The 21,403-nt window shown below is 35.9% G+C and carries 24 protein-coding genes; 15 read left to right on the plus strand and 9 right to left on the minus strand.

What is annotated here, in order from left to right; genetic code table 11:
- Positions 1-22 precede the first annotated feature (22 nt).
- From IPI31_03285 to IPI31_03305, 5 genes are all read left to right on the plus strand, one after another.
- Positions 23-604 (plus strand): hypothetical protein, encoded by a 582-nt coding sequence (locus tag IPI31_03285; protein ID MBK7566826.1) that lies wholly within the window; start codon positions 23-25, stop codon positions 602-604.
- A gap of 14 nt (positions 605-618) precedes the next feature.
- Positions 619-915, plus strand: a complete 297-nt coding sequence (locus IPI31_03290; GenBank protein MBK7566827.1) for a hypothetical protein — start codon at positions 619-621, stop codon at positions 913-915.
- Entirely contained in the window at positions 872-1,258 is a 387-nt protein-coding gene (locus IPI31_03295) for a hypothetical protein (protein ID MBK7566828.1), read from the plus strand. Before IPI31_03290 ends, IPI31_03295 begins: the two co-directional genes overlap by 44 nt.
- Entirely contained in the window at positions 1,230-1,496 is a 267-nt protein-coding gene (locus tag IPI31_03300; protein MBK7566829.1) for a hypothetical protein, read from the plus strand. The genes IPI31_03295 and IPI31_03300 overlap by 29 nt, the downstream gene beginning before the upstream one ends.
- Positions 1,497-1,591: 95 nt before the next feature.
- A complete protein-coding gene (locus IPI31_03305; GenBank protein MBK7566830.1) occupies positions 1,592-1,846 on the plus strand; it encodes a hypothetical protein in 255 nt (84 codons plus the stop codon).
- Positions 1,847-2,090: 244 nt separating this feature from the next.
- Here the strand turns inward: IPI31_03305 and IPI31_03310 are convergent, their stop codons facing one another.
- Together IPI31_03310 and IPI31_03315 are read right to left on the minus strand one after the other, a co-directional pair.
- The gene (locus IPI31_03310; GenBank protein MBK7566831.1) at positions 2,091-3,353 is read right to left on the minus strand and encodes a hypothetical protein; all 1,263 of its coding nucleotides are present in this window, start codon (positions 3,351-3,353) and stop codon (positions 2,091-2,093) included.
- Positions 3,310-3,741 (minus strand): hypothetical protein, encoded by a 432-nt coding sequence (locus tag IPI31_03315; GenBank protein MBK7566832.1) that lies wholly within the window; start codon positions 3,739-3,741, stop codon positions 3,310-3,312. Before IPI31_03315 ends, IPI31_03310 begins: the two co-directional genes overlap by 44 nt.
- A 259-nt stretch (positions 3,742-4,000) precedes the next feature.
- On the opposite strand from IPI31_03315, the gene IPI31_03320 reads away from it, so the two are divergent.
- Positions 4,001-4,426, plus strand: coding sequence for a hypothetical protein (locus tag IPI31_03320; protein ID MBK7566833.1), 426 nt, complete (start codon positions 4,001-4,003; stop codon positions 4,424-4,426).
- 3 nt (positions 4,427-4,429) lie between these two features.
- Here IPI31_03320 and IPI31_03325 read toward each other — a convergent pair whose 3' ends face one another.
- Together IPI31_03325 and IPI31_03330 are read right to left on the minus strand one after the other, a co-directional pair.
- On the minus strand, positions 4,430-6,061 hold the full coding sequence (locus tag IPI31_03325; protein ID MBK7566834.1) for a T9SS type A sorting domain-containing protein: 1,632 nt from the start codon (positions 6,059-6,061) through the stop codon (positions 4,430-4,432).
- Positions 6,062-6,330: 269 nt separating this feature from the next.
- Positions 6,331-8,745, minus strand: a complete 2,415-nt coding sequence (locus tag IPI31_03330) for a lamin tail domain-containing protein (protein MBK7566835.1) — start codon at positions 8,743-8,745, stop codon at positions 6,331-6,333.
- Positions 8,746-8,805: 60 nt separating this feature from the next.
- On the opposite strand from IPI31_03330, the gene IPI31_03335 reads away from it, so the two are divergent.
- The 6 genes from IPI31_03335 to IPI31_03360 all read left to right on the plus strand — a co-directional run bounded on the left by IPI31_03335 (position 8,806) and on the right by IPI31_03360 (position 12,752).
- Positions 8,806-9,096, plus strand: a complete 291-nt coding sequence (locus IPI31_03335) for a hypothetical protein (protein MBK7566836.1) — start codon at positions 8,806-8,808, stop codon at positions 9,094-9,096.
- 432 nt (positions 9,097-9,528) lie between these two features.
- The gene (gene asd / locus IPI31_03340; GenBank protein ID MBK7566837.1) at positions 9,529-10,542 is read left to right on the plus strand and encodes an aspartate-semialdehyde dehydrogenase; all 1,014 of its coding nucleotides are present in this window, start codon (positions 9,529-9,531) and stop codon (positions 10,540-10,542) included.
- 268 nt (positions 10,543-10,810) lie between these two features.
- Positions 10,811-11,461: a YdcF family protein gene (locus IPI31_03345; protein MBK7566838.1), complete on the plus strand. Its 651-nt coding sequence runs from the start codon at positions 10,811-10,813 to the stop codon at positions 11,459-11,461.
- A 47-nt stretch (positions 11,462-11,508) separates the two neighbouring features.
- Positions 11,509-11,844, plus strand: a complete 336-nt coding sequence (locus tag IPI31_03350) for a hypothetical protein (protein ID MBK7566839.1) — start codon at positions 11,509-11,511, stop codon at positions 11,842-11,844.
- 24 nt (positions 11,845-11,868) lie between these two features.
- A complete protein-coding gene (locus IPI31_03355; GenBank protein ID MBK7566840.1) occupies positions 11,869-12,297 on the plus strand; it encodes a DUF2147 domain-containing protein in 429 nt (142 codons plus the stop codon).
- Between the two features lie 23 nt (positions 12,298-12,320).
- Positions 12,321-12,752: a DUF2147 domain-containing protein gene (locus IPI31_03360; GenBank protein MBK7566841.1), complete on the plus strand. Its 432-nt coding sequence runs from the start codon at positions 12,321-12,323 to the stop codon at positions 12,750-12,752.
- 41 nt (positions 12,753-12,793) lie between these two features.
- Here the strand turns inward: IPI31_03360 and IPI31_03365 are convergent, their stop codons facing one another.
- Both IPI31_03365 and serS read right to left on the minus strand, forming a co-directional pair.
- A complete protein-coding gene (locus IPI31_03365; protein ID MBK7566842.1) occupies positions 12,794-13,558 on the minus strand; it encodes a hypothetical protein in 765 nt (254 codons plus the stop codon).
- Positions 13,559-13,636: 78 nt separating this feature from the next.
- Positions 13,637-14,914, minus strand: a complete 1,278-nt coding sequence (gene serS, locus IPI31_03370; protein ID MBK7566843.1) for a serine--tRNA ligase — start codon at positions 14,912-14,914, stop codon at positions 13,637-13,639.
- Positions 14,915-15,215: 301 nt separating this feature from the next.
- Here serS and rho point away from each other — a divergent pair, with 301 nt between their 5' ends.
- Positions 15,216-16,733, plus strand: a complete 1,518-nt coding sequence (gene rho, locus IPI31_03375) for a transcription termination factor Rho (protein MBK7566844.1) — start codon at positions 15,216-15,218, stop codon at positions 16,731-16,733.
- Positions 16,734-16,785: 52 nt separating this feature from the next.
- Here rho and IPI31_03380 read toward each other — a convergent pair whose 3' ends face one another.
- Positions 16,786-17,268 (minus strand): hypothetical protein, encoded by a 483-nt coding sequence (locus IPI31_03380; protein MBK7566845.1) that lies wholly within the window; start codon positions 17,266-17,268, stop codon positions 16,786-16,788.
- A 576-nt stretch (positions 17,269-17,844) separates the two neighbouring features.
- Between IPI31_03380 and IPI31_03385 the strand changes: the two genes are divergently transcribed.
- The gene (locus tag IPI31_03385) at positions 17,845-18,312 is read left to right on the plus strand and encodes a hypothetical protein (protein ID MBK7566846.1); all 468 of its coding nucleotides are present in this window, start codon (positions 17,845-17,847) and stop codon (positions 18,310-18,312) included.
- Positions 18,313-18,612: 300 nt separating this feature from the next.
- Positions 18,613-18,807 (plus strand): YwbE family protein, encoded by a 195-nt coding sequence (locus IPI31_03390; GenBank protein ID MBK7566847.1) that lies wholly within the window; start codon positions 18,613-18,615, stop codon positions 18,805-18,807.
- 706 nt (positions 18,808-19,513) lie between these two features.
- Here the strand turns inward: IPI31_03390 and IPI31_03395 are convergent.
- Both IPI31_03395 and IPI31_03400 read right to left on the minus strand, forming a co-directional pair.
- Positions 19,514-20,338 (minus strand): RNA-binding protein, encoded by an 825-nt coding sequence (locus tag IPI31_03395; GenBank protein MBK7566848.1) that lies wholly within the window; start codon positions 20,336-20,338, stop codon positions 19,514-19,516.
- A 50-nt stretch (positions 20,339-20,388) separates the two neighbouring features.
- Positions 20,389-21,402: a S41 family peptidase gene (locus IPI31_03400; protein ID MBK7566849.1), complete on the minus strand. Its 1,014-nt coding sequence runs from the start codon at positions 21,400-21,402 to the stop codon at positions 20,389-20,391.
- Position 21,403: the final 1 nt, after the last annotated feature.

Consider the following 21,403-nt stretch of genomic DNA (forward strand, 5'->3'; position numbering starts at 1 on the left):
AGATCTGAAAAATATTCTGTTGATGGAAAGTCCCTGGGTTTTACAAGCAGCTGAGGAAACCGCCGATAAAAAAAGAGTTGCCAAGTTGTTTAATAAAACGAGTATTCAATTGCGCTTAAATACTACCATGACCTTGCTCAAATTACATCAGCTTCCCAGTGGAGGATTTACCTGGTTTACCGGAGACTTTTTTGCAGATCAATATATTTCGCAATATATACTTGCGGGAATGGCGCATTTACACGCATTAGAAACACCTGTAGTGGTGGATAGAGATTTCAAGTATATGTTATCGAGAACTCTACAGTATTGCAATAGAGAACTATACGACAATTATGAACAATTATTGAAAGATAATAAATACGCGGAAAAAACAGACACAGCATCTTATATTCCCCCATCCCTGATGGTTCAGTATTATTATGCAACAAGTTATTTTACATCTAATTACCTTAATGTAAAAGAACAAATTGCATATGACTTTTATTTGAATCATATAAAAAATTCTGGACAACCTATAATTTATATGAAAAGGCAAGGATCGCGCTGGCATGAAATAGAACCGGTGACAAAAAAACAGCTGGTCTTATTGCGCGTTCATTAAGAGAAAATTCAATATTGAATAAAGAGGGTGGAAGATATTGGAAGGAAAATAAAGGCGGATATTATTGGACTGAAGCGCCGGTGGAAACGCAAGCGATCTTAATAGAAGTATTTGATGAAATTTTAGGAGATATTTATGGAATTGACGAGTTGAAGATCTGGTTGATCCAACAAAAACAAGCAAGTGCATGGAAAACAACCAAAGCCACCGCCGAAGCGTGTTATGCATTATTATATAAAGGCAATACATTAAACGATAAAACAGCACTTGCGGAAATTGCTAGTAGCAAATTCCATTCTCGATCAAAATAATGCCACCGATGCTGCAGGATATTTTAAAAAGATATGGAATGGAGAAACAATAACTCCCCAATTGGGAAATATTTCTATCACCACAACTTCGGGTATAGGAGGATATGGTGCAATGTATTGGCAATATCTCGATAAAATGGAAAATATTTCCGGAACAACATCCGGATTAACGGTCGTGAAACAATTGTATTTACAAAAAATGACCCTAACAGGTATTCAACTCGTTCCCATAGATGAAAAAACCGTATTAAAAGTGGGGGATCTTGTAATTACCAATCTCGAATTTACTGCTGATAGGGAAATGCAATATACATATGCGCGACCTAAGGGCCAGTTGTTTTGAACCATTGAATGTGTTGAGTTCTTATAAATATTTACAAGGTATGGGGTATTACGAAAGTACTGGAGATGCCAGCAGCAATTATTTTATTTCTAAGCTGCCAAAGGGTAAATTTACCGTCGAATATGAAATGCATGTCACCCATAAAGGAAGTTTTAGCAGTGGAATTACACATATTCAATGCATGTATGCGCCGGAGTACACTAGCTACAGTAAAGGGTTTCGGATTGAAGTTCAATAAAAAATGAAAAAAAAAACCCTATAATTTCCAAGATTGGCAAACCTTTTGCAGCTTTAAGAAACTTTAACAATAAATTTTCACCAAAAAACAAAATTATGCATCAGATCAAACAGGTAATTGCAGTATTATTTATCTCTGTATCCTTATTTTCCTGCGCTAAAACCGAAAAGGTTTTGGTTAAACATGACGGAGAATGGAATATTGACAAACAAGTAACCACTACAACCACAGGTGGGGTATCCACAACAGAAACAGATACCGATTACGGTGTTGCTACATTTAATGAGAATGGCACCTTGGTTTTATCACCTACAATGATGGCACTTCCGACACTTTCAGTTGGTCAGTAAATGATGATATTATATCTGTCACTTACGATGCCCTTGCTACAACTGTTGACTACACTATCATCGAAAGCAGCAAAGATTCCCAACATTGGTCAGGTAGTTACAGCGGCGATATTTTTGGAATTCCCTATGTTGTTGATACAGAAATATGGTTTAGCAGCTTGAATTAAAATCAAACTTATAAAAAAAGACCGCTGAGTAGCTTTTGCTATAAAGCGGTTTTTTTTGTTTAAAATCTTTCCTATAATTAATAATTACCGATTTCTTTAATTGCGATTCTTTTTCCCTTATGATAAATAGACGCGAAATACAAACCCTTCGAATATCTCGAGAGTTCAAAGGATGTGATTCCGTCTACTAATTTTTGGACTATAATTTTTTGACCCATAACTGAAACTAATTCAAATACCACATCTTCCATTGCAAGTTCAACAGGCAATTCAAGTAATAGGGTATTATTATAATATTGAATTTGTATAGTATTATTAAGTGAGGAGCTTACAGGTAATGGCACATCCAAATAACGATCGTAATCATAACAAAGTAGATCAGCAAAGTGACCATCGCCAAATCCAAATACAAATGGGGTATAAATTCCTCCCGTTATTAGATCATCCCCATAAATATCTTTTGAAAGTCCAATAAGATCAATATTATATTCAGTTTCCCCTGTTTTAGGAAATTGAATAATGCCAGTCAAATCAATATACTCAGTATGACCATAATAAGTCAACCAATCCATATAATTTTCATTCACCACTCCAACACCATAAGAGGAAATATCGGATTCATCTTCATCTTGTGTAAAGTAAATTTGAAAATATCCTTCATCACTTAAATAATGCATATCAATATTTTCAATATTTAAATGACATGCTTGCAGCCCTGGTTTTATAATATTCATCGGAGTAGATAATGTTAAAACTGCAGATTCACCTACCTTGGGCATTTTCATGAAATATGCTGAATAATAAGAATCCTGAACAAATGTATTCCCATTTATATCAGGTAGGCTAGCCGGCAAATTGAAAATATTATAAACGCCCGGAATAACTGAGCCTCCGGGAATGCTGTAGTATCTCGACGCATCCAACGCAATAGCATCATTCAATGAGAAATTGAGAGTTTCTTCCCGCGTTGGTAATATAAAAATTCTTATTTCTGAATAATCGGGCTCATCGGCATAAAATGCAAAGGCAATGTCACCAATATTTTCGTCATCTAAATTGTCTATCAAACTTGCGTTTTCAGTACTGCCATTTTCGGGTAAAATTTCTTCATTACAAAAAACGGAAGCATCAGGAATTGAATTATATGCAGTAGAAAAAATGGTAAGTGGCGATCCTACATTATAATAACAATCATTAAAAAGATCATGCCCGATAGTATTTATACTTAATCTAACCCATCCATAATGAATATTTGCTCCTATTTGCAATTTTATAGGCAAATATTTATTTACAAAATTATTTCCGGAAATATAAAATACTGCAACCGGAGGAAGAATCATTAAATGAAGTTAATGAGATAATTTCAAATCCGTCGTTGGTCCAGATAAGAGATTCTCCTATCAATTGGTTTGTATTAAAAAAATTAATATTATATGCACTCCAACTATCCGACTCCTCCACACCAATACCAATTACGCAGTCGTTTATATATAATTCAATATCTGCACCAAAGTAATCAAAATCATAGTCAAACTTTACATCATAAATGCCATTGCCATCAATGTCAATTTCGATAGGTTCATCTTCATCTGCAAAGCCCTGCCAATTCATTAACCAGAGATCCGGGTCAAAATCCTCCATTACAATTTGTGACTTTAACCTATCACTTCCCAAAATTGCCGTTGCCAATATCGTATATGCCTGAATGGAAAATTGTTTCTTAATCATGAACATCCAATTAATCTACTAAACTAAAGGTAAATAAAATCAACTACCGGTGTGAATTTACGAAATGCAGCATTTTTTATCCGAATTAACACTTTTATTGTATGAAATGAAATTGGTAACTTCAATATTCGCAGAATAACTAAGGAGATTTGGGCTCCTAATTCCACAAAAGCCGTCTGGACGCCACATAAGACGCAACAAAAATGGTCAGGTTTTAAACAAGAAAACAAATTGTTTATCTTTGACTAAAATCTATACTATGAAACTGACCTCACAATTTTGCGTAGTTATGCTCCTCTCCATAACACTTTTTTCTTGTTCTAAAACAGAAAAAGTGTTGGTTAAACATGCCGGTGGCTGGAATATCGACAAATCCATTACAACAACAACAATGGATGGCACTTCCACTACAACTACAGAATATGATTCAGGTGTTGCCACTTTCGCGGATAATGGAACCGGTATTATAGTTTACAACGGAGGTTTTGCAGAAACATTTAAATGGTCGGTTGCGGAAGATGTGATCACCATTACTTACGACCTCAGCACAACAAGTATTCCATACACTATACTCGACGATAGCGCAAGTGATTATCAGCACTGGTCAGGAACTTATTCCTATTTGTTAGGCCCAATGGAAGTAGTGATCGATTCTGATCTTACATTAAGTGCAATCGGGGATTGATCATTAATAAATATTGATCTTTTGTAATTCTTTTATTTCATTGTTTTGACGAATGGATGCGAAATAAATCCCTTCGGGAAATAAACTAATTTCAATTGTTGTATTTTCCTGTATCAAATCTATCGACATAATTTTCTGTCCGCTTATCGAAACTAATTCCACCTTACTGTTGCCAACCATTTCAATTGGAATATTAATTGTAAGCAAATCGTCGGTATAATAAATTTGTGTTTGTTTAATATCTTTTAGTGGGTATGTAATAAATGATCCCGACTGATCATAACACAATAGATCGCGAAAATAACCATCACCAAGTCCATAAATTACAGGCGTGTATTTAGCACCAACATTTAATGGGTTTCCCCAAATATCTTTATCCAATCCAATCAGGTAAACAAGATACGAGGAAGCTCCTGTTTTTGGAATTTGAATCAATCCGCTTGTATCTACATATGCATAATCATGGTTTTCTAATAATATTTCAATAGTATGTTCATTTGCTAATCCAACTCCATAGGATGATATATCATACTCCTCCTCGTCAGCAGAAAAAGAGACTTGAAAATATCCATCCTGATGCAAATAATTAAATGAAATGTCATCCACTGACATGTCACAATGCTGAGCCTTCGGTTTTAAAATATTTAAAGGCGTAGAAAGTGATAATGTAATATCTTCCCCAACGATCGGAATTTTCATGTAAAAAGCAGAATAATAAATATCCGGATCAAATACATTTCCATTAATGTCGAGAAGCGATTCCGGTAAATGAATGATATTTGGAGAAAGCACCTCAGCTGCAGGAATGGAATAATATCTCGACGCATCGAGCGCCATTGCTTCATTCACAGAAAAATTAATAACATCTTCAACAGAAGGAATTACATAAATTCTTATTTCAGAATAATCGGGAGTAGAACCATAAAATTCTAAGGTGAAATCGTTAAAACTTTGGGCATCAAGATCATCATAAAATCTCACCTCATTTAATGTGACAGATTCTGTCAAAACATTTTCATCGCAAAACACTGGTTCATTGGGAATTGAATTATAGGATACAGAAAAAATGGTAAGCGGAGAACCTGTTTCAGAATAGGAACCGGTAAAAAAATGGGAGCCGAAAGTTTTAATACTAAGGCGCACAAATCCGTAATAGATATCTTCTCCAAATTGCAATTTGAGTGGCAGATATTTATCTACGAAAGGATCCTTCTGATAATTTATACCCCAATTACTACTAAATGATGAAAAGAATGTACTAACAGTAAATATTCCATTACCCTCATTTGCCCAAATATGAGATGCACCAACTTGTTCCCCGAAATCTAAAAATTCGATATTATACGCACTCCAGGAATAATTTTCCTCAACACCAATACTAATTACGCAATCATTTATTTCGAGTTCTATATTACTTTGATAATATTCTAAATAATAGTTAAATACCAGATCATTTATTCCATTACCATCAATATCAATTGTAATAGAATCTTCAACTGTTTGAACTGTCCAATTCATCAAACGCAGATCAGGATCATAATCCTCTGTAATTAATTGTGCATGCAGTTTATCGGCACCCAAGATAGCAACTGCAATTAACGTATAGGATTCAAGTGTAAATGGTTTGGAGCGCATATCTGCTTATATTAAGTAAGATACAAATAAAAATGGAAACTAAAACACATCTTAAGCCTTACTAAATCATTTGACATAAAAATGATACGGGATCAACCCCCTCACTAAAGTAAACTTCACCTTATGTTTTTCTACATTTCCCTGTTCATTAAACAATTCAGCGTATAAAATATATATTCCGGTTTTAGCTGCAATATCATCTGCATCAACGCCGTCCCAGGTTAAAAATCCTTCGCGGCTCAGCGTGGTAAGACCGCTGAGTTCATTAACTATTCTTCCTGCGCATCAAATATTTTAAACATGCCGGAGTAACCTTCACCTGCAGTGGTGTAGGATATTAATAACAAGTCGTGATAACCATCGCCATCGGGTGAAAATACATTGTATTCCAAAACTATATCTCCTCCACCAACCACATTTCCAAAAACAGAATTCTGATATCCCGGAGTTGCATAATAAACATCTTCTGCAGCACTGTGCCAGTTATCTTCATTCTGTGTTTCAAACTTGTAATTCACTCGTTCCAGCGACACGCCATCATCATCTGTAAGCAAGGCATATTGCCAGTCGTCGTAAAAATGCAATCTGTCTATTTCATTTAAAAAGGGATCATAAATAACTGCAATTCCTTCATTGTCGGCAAACGAAGGTAAGTCTGAGGAAGATACAAAATTTCCTGTGTCAATAACGTGATAAGTACTGGTAACATTTTCAATATTAGGTGTAACACACATATAGGTTTGCGGAAAAAATAATTTTCCTGATTTGCTGGCATAACCAAATTCTAGTACCTCCAATGTATCTACAATACTCATTTCTGCAATAATAATTTTAGAAAGATCTATTATTTTATTGGAGGTATTATATAACTCGACAAAATCAAAACCATCAGTATAAGCATTAAATAAGATTTCGTTAATTACAATGTCGCCGGAATCTACGGGTTCGGGAATTCCCAATTCAACAACATTAAATGTCCCAATATTATTACCGGAACAATCTGTTAGATTTTCTGCAGTTAGTGTATAAACTACACCAAGGTTCAGGGGACTTCCAAAAACCATTCCTATAAAATCGGGATTATTAATATCCAATATTAAACTAAGTGGTGAACCTATTCCATTGGATAAAATAAAATCAGTAATATCAGCAGAATTTAAATCGATATCTTCATCAAAAAAAGCGATAACAGTATCCAGTGACGAAGGATATGCGCCTACCAACATCGGCGGAACATCATCGGCATTTTCACCAAAAACAGAATTAATTTCCCCGGGTGTTCCACCGGAAACATCTTCTGATGCTGTCCAGTTGGCATCACCCTGACAAGGATTGGAAGGATCTATCATTTCCAAACTCCAGCCCCCGTCTTCTTTAATTGCATTGTCATGCCAATCGAGTTCATACGAAATACTATGAATTAAATTTCCGGATGCATCTTTTAATACAAGTTCATCACCATCATTATTAAGTGATGGTAAACTTGGAATCAATAACAGATCTGTAAATCCTGCAAAAGAATCCACAACATTTTCATCTATTACAATTACATAATCGTTAGCAGCCAAAATAAAAGAAGGAAATGGATCGCTTTCAGAAGTTGCATCCGAAATTGTAAATCCCGTGAGATCAATATCAATATCGGTGGTATTATATAATTCAATATATTCTGCAGTAGGTAATTCCAAATGAGGTTCGGGATCGGCAAAAATTTCATTCATAACAATATCATACTGGTTAACAGTATAAATGATAAATGATTTGGAATCACTCGTTAAAATATTACCTTCTTCATCTGCAATATTACTTGCAGTTAAAGTCAATAAAATTGCTTCCGGAAAATCTGTAATAAAGGTGAGCAATACCTTCGAAAAATCTGTAGGACCTCTGGTTGCGTCAATGGGATTTCCAACACCGCCATCTATAGTATAATTACTTTCATCTTCTGCGGAAAGCAATTCGATATTTTCATTAAAATCGAGTTCAATTTGTGTGGATGTTACTACTGATAATATGGAAATAACCGGAGGGTCGTCATCAAAATACAATGGTGAAACTGTAATATCATCGAGAAAAAAATCATCGCAACGGGTGGAGGTATATTTACAAAACCAACCGATATAATCTCCGCCTATAATTATATCATCAACAACAGACCCTTCATTTACAAAAGTGAATCCACCTGTTGCATCAACAAATAATTGCCATTCGTTTTCTGTTGTGCGAATAACTTTAATACGCACCTTGGGAGCGACAGCAACTTCTGCCAATATTCCAGTTAAAAGTAAGGTATGAGTAAATCCTTCTTGTCGATATAATTTAACAGCATCATCAGTTCCATCCTCCCCAATCCGTATATAATATCCATTTAAAGAAGCAGCGAGATCGGGGTTATCACTTTGCAAATAAAATCTGGTGTAATTACTCGCAGAAGGATCAAAACCAAGGTCGATAAAAAATTCCCAGGTTGCAGTATCGAAGGTGGATGCTGCAGCAGATAAATAATTTGTTCCACCATCCTCACAATTACCATCCAATTGTAATTGAAATAAAGCATCTATAATAAAGGCCGTATCATCACCGGCCCAGCCAACAAAATCACCATCGTCAAAATTTTCAGAAAATTGAGCGGAACCGATTCGCGTCAGAATCAGCAGTGTGCCTAAAAGGATTATGTTTTTCATAAAATGGATGGGAAAAATACGAACTATTTTTGATTTTAGAAATATTTTTTTACATTATATTTGTGTAAATTTGGTTGTGATGAAAAAAGGAAAGGGAAAAATGGAGTGGAAGAGCAGGTTGTTAAATTACGAAAGAGTAAGGAACCTGTAATTGAATCAGAAATTATAAATATTTCGGACTTGCCATATGACCTTCAACAAAAATTAAAACTGTCGGAAAAACAATATTCGGAGGGTAAAACATTTACCAATGAGGAGGTGAAGGAAATGGTGAAGAAATGGCTTACAAAAGGGCAGTCAACAGTGGGCAGTAGGCAGTTAGTAACATTGGAGATTGTTGCTTCGAATTAAACGAGGGTGAATAATAAATAATAATCAAAAAATAAAAAATTTTAATCGGATCCCAGCCCGAAAACTTTTGGTAATCATGGTAGCTTTTGCAACCCCGGAACCCAATTTAATATCGAATAAAGAACAAGGAATAAACAACATTAATCGGAACGTAACCCTGAAACTTTTGCAAACCATGAAAACAGCAACAGTTGGCAGTGGCAGTAGGCAGTTTGTAACACTCGAGATTGATGCTTCGAATTAAACGAGGGTGAATAATAAATAACAATCAAAAAATAAAAAACATCAATCGGAACCGAACCCTGAAACTTTTGCAAACCCTGCTAACCCTCTTTCTTGGTCAGTAGTTAATGGTCAGTGGTGAGTCAACCCAGAACTCAGAACCCTGAACTCAGAACATAGAACATTATCTTTGCATAAAAATTACAAAAATTGAAAATCGCAGTTGTAGGCGCAACCGGACTTGTAGGTCAGATGATGCGCAGAATTTTGGAGGAAAGAAATTTTCCCGTTACGGAATTGATACCGGTTGCCACGGAGCGTTCGGTGGGTAAAAAAATTAAGTTTAAGGGGGAGGACATTACAGTTGTAAGTATGGAAGAAGCACTTAAAATGGAGCCTCAAATTGCTTTGTTTAGTGCCGGTGGAAATACATCTTTGGAATGGGCGCCGGAATTTGAAAAAATAAAATGTTGGGTAATTGATAATTCGAGTGCATGGAGAATGAATGATTCATGTGCGCTTGTAGTTCCCGAAATAAATGCCGAACATATATTGCAATTAAAAAGTGGAATAATTGCAAATCCGAATTGTTCCACTATTCAAATGGTGATGGTATTAAATCCATTGCATAAAAAATATAAAATAAAACGTATTGTTGTCTCCACTTATCAATCTGTTTCCGGGAGCGGGGCAAAAGGCATTATGCAATTATACAACGAACGCACAAGCGGTTGTCGCATGGTGGAAAATTCTGCCTATAAATATCAGATAGATAAAAATGTAATTCCGCAGGTGGATGTTTTTTTGGATAATGGATTTACCAAAGAAGAAATGAAAATGCATCACGAAACCAGAAAAATTTTGGGTGATGATACCATTCAGGTTTCCGCAACTGCAGTTCGTGTCCCTGTAAGTGGAGGACACAGCGAAAGTGTGAACATTGAATTTGAAAATGATTTTGATATCAAAGAAATATTTGAAATTTTAAACAATACCGAAGGCGTAATTCTTCAGGATGATCTCAGTGATCAAATATATCCTATGCCTTTAGATGCAGAGGGAAAAGATGAAGTGTTTGTTGGGAGAATACGACGCGACTACACACAAAAAAACACGCTCAATTGCTGGATAGTTGCCGATAATTTAAGAAAAGGCGCTGCGACCAATGCCGTTCAGATCGCCGAATGGTTGGTGAAGCAAGGGCTGGTGAAAAAAGGGATGTAGGACACGGGACAATGGACACAGGACTGGACAAAGGACAATGGAAAAGGACATATGACCCACGCCGCGGTTTGGTGTTTTTCACCAACCGCAATTCGGAGGATAAATTTCATTATACAATTAATCGCTTTAGTTCGTCAACTTATAAATTATACTTTTACCTCCCCTTCAGTGGTTGGTGAAAAACACCAAACCACGGCGTAAAAAATTTCGCCAGAAATTTAAACTCCTCTCTCCTCTCTCCTCCCTCCTTTTCCCTATATTTGTCTTCATGAAAAACCCTCTCAAAAAACCCCTTATCAAAAAACTCCTCCTCTGGGGCACTGCTTGTTTTGTTGCGGGAATACTTTTTACTTTATTTATAAGTTATTTTATGAGTAAAACAGCAGAGGACAAAATTTACAGTGATGTAAATAAAATTCCTGCAAAAGATGTTGCCGTAGTTTTGGGAACATCGAGATATATGGTGAACGGATATCAAAATCAGTATTTTACTTATCGCATAAAAGCAGCTTCGGAATTATATCACGCAGGAAAAGTAAAAAAGATCTTAGTGAGCGGAGATAACAGTGTTTCCAATTACAACGAACCATTGGAAATGTTTAGTGCATTAATTGAAATGGGTGTGAATCCCGAGGATATTGTTTTAGATTTTGCCGGATTCAGAACTTTTGATTCCATGGTGCGCGCAAAAGAAGTTTTCGGATTAAATAATTTTATTGTGGTATCGCAGGAGTTTCATTGTGAACGTGCTATTTATATTGCAAATGCAAAAGATATTAATGTTACTGCATACACCGCAAGAGATCCTTACACTTCCACCAAAACCAATCTGAGAGAGTATCCTGCACGGGTTAGCGCGTTTCTGGATTGTTATATCATCAAAACAAAACCACATTTTCTCGGTGAAAAATTGATGTAATGGCGGGAATTTAATTTGAGCATACAATTATTTCCTAAATTAATTAAATGCAAAATCTTCAATATTTTATTTTATTCGCAGGAGCCTGGGCTTTAATTAATGGAATTCTTCACGATATATTTGTTTTAAAAGAAAAAAAACCTTTCGACCGCGATCTTATCCGACTTTTAATTGATGGACATATTTTAATTTTTTCGGGAATATTTTATTTAATAAGTGCAAGGGGAATTTTGCAAGGAGAAACAACTTCATTTTTAGTATGCATTTGCACTTCACTTTTTTTATTGGGATATTGTTTTTTTATTTTTAAAATTCTTCCTTCCTTTGGCACAATTATTATTAATTTAATAGCTTTGATTTGGCTTTTGGTAGTTTTTATATAACTTTATAACATAAACCTCACAATTATGAAAAAGTTTATCGGTCTTATTTGTATTTTAATGATCACCTCGTCAATGCATGCTCAAACCTGGACTGACGCGTGTGTTGGTGGTTGGATAAACGGAGATGGCGACGGGAAAATAGTGATCTATAAAGAAGGTGATAAATACTACGGGAAAATTACCTGGTTGCGCGAACCCAATGAGGAGGATGGAACTCCAAAGGTTGATGATGAAAATCCCGACAAATCGAAACAGAAACAACCTATCATGGGCCTGGTAATTCTAAAGAATTTCACTTTTGAAGAAGGTTTCTGGAAGAACGGCAGCATCTACGATCCCAAGAACGGCAGAACTTATGATTGCGAAATGTGGTTGGATGGTAAAGACAAGTTAAAAATTCGCGGTTACTGGGGTATTGTTTACCGAACCGAAACCTGGACCAAAGCAAAATAAATTCAGCATACTTTTTTTATCCTATGAAATTGTTTATCACTTCCCTATTCTTTTTATTAATGCATCCAGCTGCCAAAGCGCAGGGAAATGCAGATGCCGTAATTGGAAAATGGATGTCTGATAATGGCCGTCTGATCGTGGAAATTTATAAATCGGGAAATAAATATTACGGTAAAATAAACTGGTTATATATACAAACCGATCCCAAAACAGGAAAACCGAGAACGGATATAGAAAATCCGGATGCTTCTAAAAGAAATGTTCCGCTTATAGGATTAGTTGTATTAAAAAACTTTGAATTTAAAGACGGATTCTGGCAAAACGGAACCGTTTATAACTCACAAAACGGAAAGACCTATGATTGTGAATTCTGGATGGAAGGAAAAAATAAACTGGTGCTTCGGGGATATTGGGGATTTGTTTATCACACGGAATACTGGACGAGAAAAGAATAAAAAAAGCGGAATAATTACTCCGCTTTTTTTATTTTAGATATTTACTTTTTTAAACTTCCTGTAACATCATAATTAATATTATCCTGACCCGCTTTTACCCATACCACCTTTCCATTTAATTTTTCATCAACTATAGTTGCAGTAAAATCCATGTGACCATTTTCCGCACTCTGAAAATTACATTCCATAGTTATTTTTCCATCTTGTTCCCAGGCTTTATAAGGTGATTTAGAAAAACCAAAAGGTTCACAACTTGGGCTTCTCAAAGTTCCACCTTCAAAGGTCCAATCTTCATCGTATGCAGTTTCCGGTTTACCGGTTTCCATTGTATTTGTTACATAAACTTTTCCATCCAGCGATATTTCTTTTTTCTGAGGTAATAATCCGGAGGATCCTTCAAATGTATAAAACATATCTGCCTGTCCCTCTTTTTTCCACACCATATCACCGTGAATTTTATCTCCCATTACCATCCCTTTCCAGGTCATGGTTCCTTCAGCATTACCTTGCATAACTGCTTCGAAATTGTAATTCTCTCCATTCTTTTTCGCAGTATACACACAGGACGTAAATCCCCATTCGTGGCATTGCAGATTATCGAAAATACTGTCCTTAAAAATAATTTGTTCCTGCACCCCTGTTTCTGGTTTTCCTTTTTCCATGGTGGTGACAACAAATTGTTTATCGCCGATAATTACATTTTCAGGAGTTGCCTGTGAACAAGAATAAAATGGTGAAAATAAAATAGTAAAAGTAAACAGGATCAACATAGTTGATCTTGATTTGGGTTTTGTTTTAATTAACATAGTAGTGCGTTTAGGTTAAATAAAAAGGTGTTTCCGGATGGTACATCCGAAAGTTACCATACCAAATATACAAATTATTTACTTAGAAATGGAGCTAAAACCCGTATACTTATGCAATACCTCCGGCATATTGATGCCATTTTCCGTTTGATTGTTTTCCAACAGGGCTGCAACTATCCTTGGTAACGCCAGGGCACTTCCATTTAAGGTATGCACCAATTTATTTTTACCATCTGCAGCATCTTTATACCTGCATTTCATTCTGTTGGATTGAAAGGTTTCGAAGTTGGAAACAGAACTTACTTCCAACCATCTTTTTTGTGCAGCTGAATATACTTCGAAGTCATAAGTAATTGCGGAAGAAAATCCCATATCGCCTCCACACAATCTTAAAATTCGATAAGGTAATTGTAAGGAGATAATAATATCTTCCACATGTTTTACCATTTTCTCCAATAATAAATCCGATTGATCGGGATGTGCAATTTGTACTATCTCCACTTTATCAAACTGATGCAAACGATTTAATCCTCGTACATCTTTTCCATAACTTCCAGCTTCTCTTCTGAAACATGGAGTGTACGCCGTCATTTTAATTGGTAATTCATCTTCCTTCACAATTACATCCCGATAAATATTTGTTATGGGAACTTCTGCAGTGGGAATTAAAAAATAATTATCCTCCACGGCATGATACATCTGTCCTTCTTTATCGGGCAATTGTCCTGTTCCAAAACCGGATGCTTCATTAATCATTAATGGAGGAATATATTCTGTGTAACCCGCATCTGTTGCGCGATCCAGAAAGAACGAAATTAATGCACGTTGCAATTTTGCACCCTTTCCGATATAAACCGGAAATCCACTTCCCGTAATTTTATTTCCTAATTCAAAATCAATTAAATTATATGTAGTGGTGAGTTCCCAATGCGGAACAGGTTCAAAATTAAATTTAGGAACATCTCCACCTTTTTTTATTTCTACATTTTCTTCGGGATTTAATCCTGCAGGAACAATTTCTTGCGGAAGATTGGGGAGAGTTAATAAGATCTCTTTAATTTTTTCCGTTGTGCTTGTATGAGTTTCCTCCAGAGCTGAGGTTTTTATTTTCAGATCTGCGATCATAAATTTCTTTGTCTCCGCATCTTCGTTTTTACCCTGTGCCATCAATTTTCCGATTTCTTTGGAGGTACTGTTTATTTCCGCAAGGATATTATCCAGATCGGTCTGAATTTTTTTTCTGTCGTCATCCAATAATAAAATGGTATCGATTAACTGTATATCAAATTTATTTCTTTTTGCAAGTCGTTTTTTCGCAGTTTCGGTATTCGTCCTCAGGTAATTTATATCTAACATGATAGCTCTTTTGGGGGCAAATATAACCCGTATTTTGCTGCCTGAAATGCCCGAAGGGAGGTGTTTTCGCTTAAATTCATCAAAAACATGCCATAAGTGACATGGTTTTTGCGGTTTTTTTTGTTTTTGTAAAATATCCGCCTTATCATTGCACCGTAAAGTCCTCGAAGTAAGTAGCGGACATCTCGTCTGAATATTTCAAAATCAGGTTTATTCAGTAAATTTTTTCCCAACTTTTCGTTTTTTAATAATCGACGTACTGTTAAATTTTTGAATTTTTTTCTAACCAATATAAGCTTGTATGTATACTGAAGCACAGTTGAACGATATGCTCGTTCCTGAACTGAGAGAGATCGCTGATCCATTCCATATTCCGAATTACAAAAAAATGGGCAAGAGCGAATTAGTGGGTGCTATTGTTGATGCACAAATTTCGTCTGAAGCAGATAAAAAAGACCGCAAACGCATTCTTCGTCCGCGCAAGAAAAAGGATACTCCTGTTGATAGTGAAGTTTCCGATAAATTCAGCAATCCGCAATTATCCTTTGAGGAAGACCTTCCTGTGGAAGAACCGAAAAAAGAGGAACCTGTAGAAAAACAACAGGTTGACCAGGTAAATGAATCGGTGGAACCTCCAGTTAAAGAGGAAATGCAGATGCCGCAATATCCTAAAAAGAACCGTGAAGGCAGATTTAATATCGACCTCGACGGCGCTGTTCCGGGTGAAGGTGTTTTGGAAATGATGCCCGATGGATATGGTTTTTTGCGAAGTGCCGATTATAATTATCTCACTTCTCCCGATGATATTTATGTTTCTCCCTCACAAATAAAACTTTTTGGATTAAAGACCGGCGACTGGGTTGCAGGTTTTATCCGCCCTCCGAAAGAAGGGGAAAAATACTTCGCATTATTACGCGTGGAAACCATTAACGGCCGCGATCCTAAAGAAATCCGCGACCGTGTGCCTTTCGATTATTTAACTCCGTTATTTCCGGATGAAAAACTGAATCTGGTTTATAGCGCAACAGATTATTCAACACGTGTAATTGATCTTTTTACTCCCATAGGAAAAGGTCAGCGCGGAATGATAGTAGCGCAACCAAAAGTGGGTAAAACATTTTTGTTGAAGTCGATCGCCAATGCCATTGCACAAAATCACCCTGAAATATATCTCATCGTTCTATTAATTGATGAGCGCCCGGAAGAGGTTACAGATATGGAACGCAGTGTAAATGCCGAAGTTGTGGCAAGTACATTTGATGAGCCGGCTGATAAACACGTAAAGGTTTCGAGTATTGTTTTACAAAAGGCAAAACGTATGGTGGAATGCGGACAGGATGTTGTTATCCTGCTCGATTCGATAACGCGTCTTGCACGAGCGCATAATACGGTGGCTCCTTCCTCAGGTAAAGTATTATCGGGTGGTGTGGAAGCTAATGCGATGCAAAAACCGAAACAGTTTTTTGGTGCTGCACGTAATATTGAGAACGGAGGTTCATTAACAATTTTAGCAACTGCTTTAATTGATACTGGAAGTAAAATGGATGAGGTAATTTTTGAGGAATTTAAAGGTACCGGTAATATGGAACTTCAGCTCGACAGAAAATTATTCAACAAACGTATATTCCCAAGTGTGGATGTTACCGCCAGTTCAACTCGTCGCGATGATCTTTTACATGAAAAAGATGTTTTGAAACGTATCTGGGTATTAAGAAATCATCTTGCAGATATGAATACCGAAGAAAGCATGCAATTTATTTTACAAAACATGCGCGGAACCAGAAGCAATGAAGAGTTTTTGGCAACGATGAACGGATAATTATTTTTAAATTATAAAATTAAAATGCAGCGCCCAGGTGCTGCATTTTTTTTTATTTGATCAGGTTGAGTTTTTCTAATTCCCTTTTATAATCATATTGCAGATCCTCATGCATTTTCGCAATTGCGATCCCGATCTTTTTTAATTGCATCTGATATAAATTAAATAACGCGCCGCTTTTTGAAAAGTCAATTTTTAAGGAACGAATTTTATAACAAAAATAAATGCGCACATCAGTCTCCGTTTCCGGATTTCCGGAGAAACGAATATATTTATTAATTGCTCTTAATACTTTTCGAATACTTTTTTTTGCGAGATATAAATTAGAGATATTCATCTCCTTAAAGTGTTCATCCATTTCTTCTTTAATTCCATCAATAAAGGCGGATTCATCATTAGATTCAAAAAGGATGTAAGTAAGAAGTTCCTTATTTTCCTTTTTATATCTCATCAACCGCGCACAAAGTTCCATTACCTCTCCTGGATCGCGGGTTTTTAATTCCTTTTTAATTTCATTAATGGTTGCTGATTTCATTTTACAAGGTAAATCTACGTTTTTAAATGGTACGATTTAATTTCATTCAAACGAGGTTTACATGTATAGCCAGTCTCGATTGTTGATCATCGCATGTATAAGGTGGGATATAATGTCACCCCTACCCGGGGTTACCGTGGATTTTTGTTTCGGTTTTATTATAATAATGCCACCCCTACCCGGGGTTTTGTTCTTGCATTCCATGAATCTGATTATTCCAAAAATACTTTAATGTTAATACGGAATAAAGTTTTTCCGCTATATATTGTAAAAAGTAAATTTAATCCCCTTTAATCTCAGAGCTGGGGTGTCATAATTATTGAATAACAGAAACGCAAAGTTGACTTGAACCCCATGTAAAGGGCATTATTCAAATTAACCGAGCCTGTACGATGAATTTAAACCCCGGGTAGGGGTGATATTATTATAGAAAGCCATACATGTGAAGTAGATTTAAACCCCGGATAGGGGTGATATTATATCCCATAATACAAATTAGCCTGTTGATTTATGAATGTATCAAAAGATCAATCTCCTATTTATCTTAAAAAAAGTATACCTTTTAAAAATATTGTTATGTCAATAATAAAAATCTTCACTGATGGAAGTTGCCACACCCAACTAAAAACCGGTGCATGGGTTGCATTGATTTTTGTTGAGGATAAAAAAATCGTTTTGCAAAATGTGGTGGAAAATACCACACACAACAGAATGGAATTATCTGCAGTGATAGCTGCAATACATTATGTAACAGAAAACAATTTTGTGTATTCGGGAATTGAAATTTATTCTGATAGTCAGTACGTGGTTGATCTTGTAGATCGAAAAGAAAGACTTAAAAACAATCTCTTTATCACTAAAAAAGGAACTCCCGTACAAAATGCAGATCTTGTACAAAACTTAATCACTTTAATGGAAGAATTCCCTCTTATCTTTATAAAAGTAAAAGCACATCAAAGATCAACATCTGAAATAAATTATAATCGGGAAGCGGATATATTAGTGCGATCATTAGTTAGATCGGCTGTTGGTCGTGAATCGTGAATCCGGTACATACGTTAGAAAATCGACCTACCAGGTTTTTTTTAACCTGGTAGGTCTGATTTTCGATAGGGTGAGCAAGAAGTTTCACTTAACCCTAAACTTAAATTACCTCCTACCGACCTACCAGGTTTGGGAAACCTTGTAGGTCTACATTTTTTAACCTGTGAGGTCTGATTTTCGGGACGGTGAAGAAAAATATTTTAGATTGACTTGTTAATTTGAGCACATCAACCCGACCTACCAGGTTTGGGAAACCTTGTAGGTCTAAATTAACTAATAAAAAAAAATTAAATTAATAAAATGGATAATACCATAAGATCAAAAATAAAAATTGGCGCCTTAGTAAATATCGTCTTAAAAGAAGATCAGCGAAGCGGAAAATTAACGGAGGGAATTGTTAAAGACATTCTCACCAGCTCTCCCACACATCATCATGGAATTAAAGTGAGATTGGAAGATGGACAAGTAGGAAGGGTGAAGGAAATAGTTGATTAGAAAATCGACCTACCAGGTTTTTTTTTAACCTGTGAGGTCTGATTTTCGGTCGGGTGAAGTAAAATTTATTGTCAGATTGATAGTTAGATCACATCAACCCGACCTCACAGGTTTGGAAAACCTGGTAGGTCTACATTTTTTATCCTGTGGGGTCTGATTTTCGGTCGGGAGAAGAAAAAAATTCGGTTGACTTTTTAGTTAGATCACATCAACCCGACCTCACAGGTTTGGAAAACCTGGTAGGTCTACATTTTTTATCCTGTGAGGTCTGATTTTCGGTCGGGTGAAGTAAAATTTATTGTCAGATTGATAGTTAGATCACATCAACCCGACCTCACAGGTTTGGAAAACCTGGTAGGTCTACATTTTTTATCCTGTGGGGTCTGATTTTCGGTCGGGAGAAGAAAAAAAATTCGGTTGACTTTTTAGTTAGATCACATCAACCCGACCTCACAGGTTTGGAAAACCTGGTAGGTCTACATTTTTTATCCTGTGAGGTCTGATTTTCGGTCGGGTGAAGTAAAATTTATTGTCAGATTGATAGTTAGATCACATCAACCCGACCTCACAGGTTTGGAAAACCTGGTAGGTCTACATTTTTTATCCTGTGGGGTCTGATTTTCGGTCGGGAGAAGAAAAAAATTCGGTTGACTTTTTAGTTTGATCACATCCACCCGACCTCACAGGTTTGTAAAACCTGTGAGGTCTAAACTAATTTAATCCCATCCTTTTCAATCGTAATAATCCGCTGTTTATATAAACTCCCAACCACTTGTTTAAAGGTTTTTTTACTCATACTGAAATAGGCATAAATATCTTCGGGATCACTTTTATCGTGGAAGGGGAGGAAACCATTACTCTCTTCCAATAAACGAATTACCTTATCGAGTTCTGATTCAATTCTTTCGTAACCATGTTTTCCTTCTGCAACATCAATTTTATTATCCATACGGATCTTTTTGATGTGACCTTCCAATTTATCACCAACCATTACATGTTTAAAAATATCGCTGAAGTGTAATAAACCTAAATGTTTTTTATTGATCAATACATTATATCCAAGATCAGTTTCTTTTAAAATAATAAGCTCCACCGTTTCATGTTCCTTTACTGAAATTTCTGAATTTCCCGCATCCATTTTTAAATTTTCGGTGGCAGCAAGTCTTCCATTATCGTCGAGAATAATTTTTACCCAATGTTTTTCACCAACTTCCACCGGGCCTGCCATTTGCGATTTATGTAAAAAAAGATCTTTTATTAATCCAAAATCGAGGTATGCACCTGAAGGGGTGACACTTAAAACCGTAAGCTCAACAATATCTCCCAATATTCCTTTAGGAGTTTCGGTGGTTGCAATTAATCTGTTTTCACTATCGTGATAAATAAAAACATTTACAACATCTCCTTCCTTAATTCCCTTGGGAACTTGTTTTATAGGAAGTAAAATTCCCGTTTCCTCATCGTCTAAATATACACCTTGTGGAGTTGAACGAATAGCCGTTAAATAATTATATTCCCCTACTTTTATCATATTAAAATTTTGCTGAATGTAAATTTACGGGAAAATTATCGGCTTTTATTTCAGAATTTAGAAATTGCCTCATCCAAAACCTTATCAATTCCATTTTGTAATTCTACCAGATCATTTTTTATATAAATATCAGGTGCGAGTCCAATGCCTTCATAAGAAATTCCATCAGGTAATTTAACTTCCTGTGTACTCAGGGAATAATACCAGCCATTTGCCAGTTGTCCCGTTACCAAAGTAGAATGTGCCGCATTTGTTGTATCGCCTATTATAGTAACATTCGGCAATTGCATGAACATCATCGTTGTTCTTTCGCCTGCACTTATGGTATATCTGTCGGTGAGTAAAACTACAGGCTTATCATAATATTTTCCTCCGGGTTCCAGATACCAATCATACCAATCGGTATAATCATTAATGCCGGGACCATTTTTTGTGCGTGAGGTGAATACCAATCTTTTTTGGTCGGTTAATCTTTTCAGAAAAGAAAGTGCCCAGGTAAAATCGCCACCACTGTTATGCCGGAGATCCACTATTAATCCTTTTGCAGAGGCATAATCATCTAAAACATCCTCCAACACAGGCATATTATCAGCTATATAGGGCAAAAACACATAAGCGATCTCGCCATTTATGGTGCCATAGGTAAATGCATCTTCTGAGGTGAATCCGGCATCCAGATAATTTGTTTTAACAACATTCAAATTGAATAAACTGTCATCAATTCTATTATTGTAATAAATATTGGAATAAAACACCTTTCTGTCATCAGCAATAAATTGCACATGTCCATCATTAAGCGGAGCCAGCATATTTGTAATTATTGCATGCAATTCGTCATCGGTGGTATTGGCATTTATCAGTGGGCGATTAATGTCATATAATTCCTGCCAGTTTACATTGCGTTCTTCGAATACAGAATAGTTTTCATTATAAGCCTTCCAGAAATTCTCAAAAATTGCTTCGGGATCATCAGCGGGTTCTTCCACGAAAAATACTTTTTCACAAGAAAATAACAAGGTTGTTAAAACCAGAAGAAATGAATATGTAATTATTTGTTTTTGCATA

The sequence above is a fragment of the Bacteroidota bacterium genome, from assembly GCA_016706865.1.
Classification (GTDB): Bacteria; Bacteroidota; Bacteroidia; order Chitinophagales; family BACL12; genus UBA7236.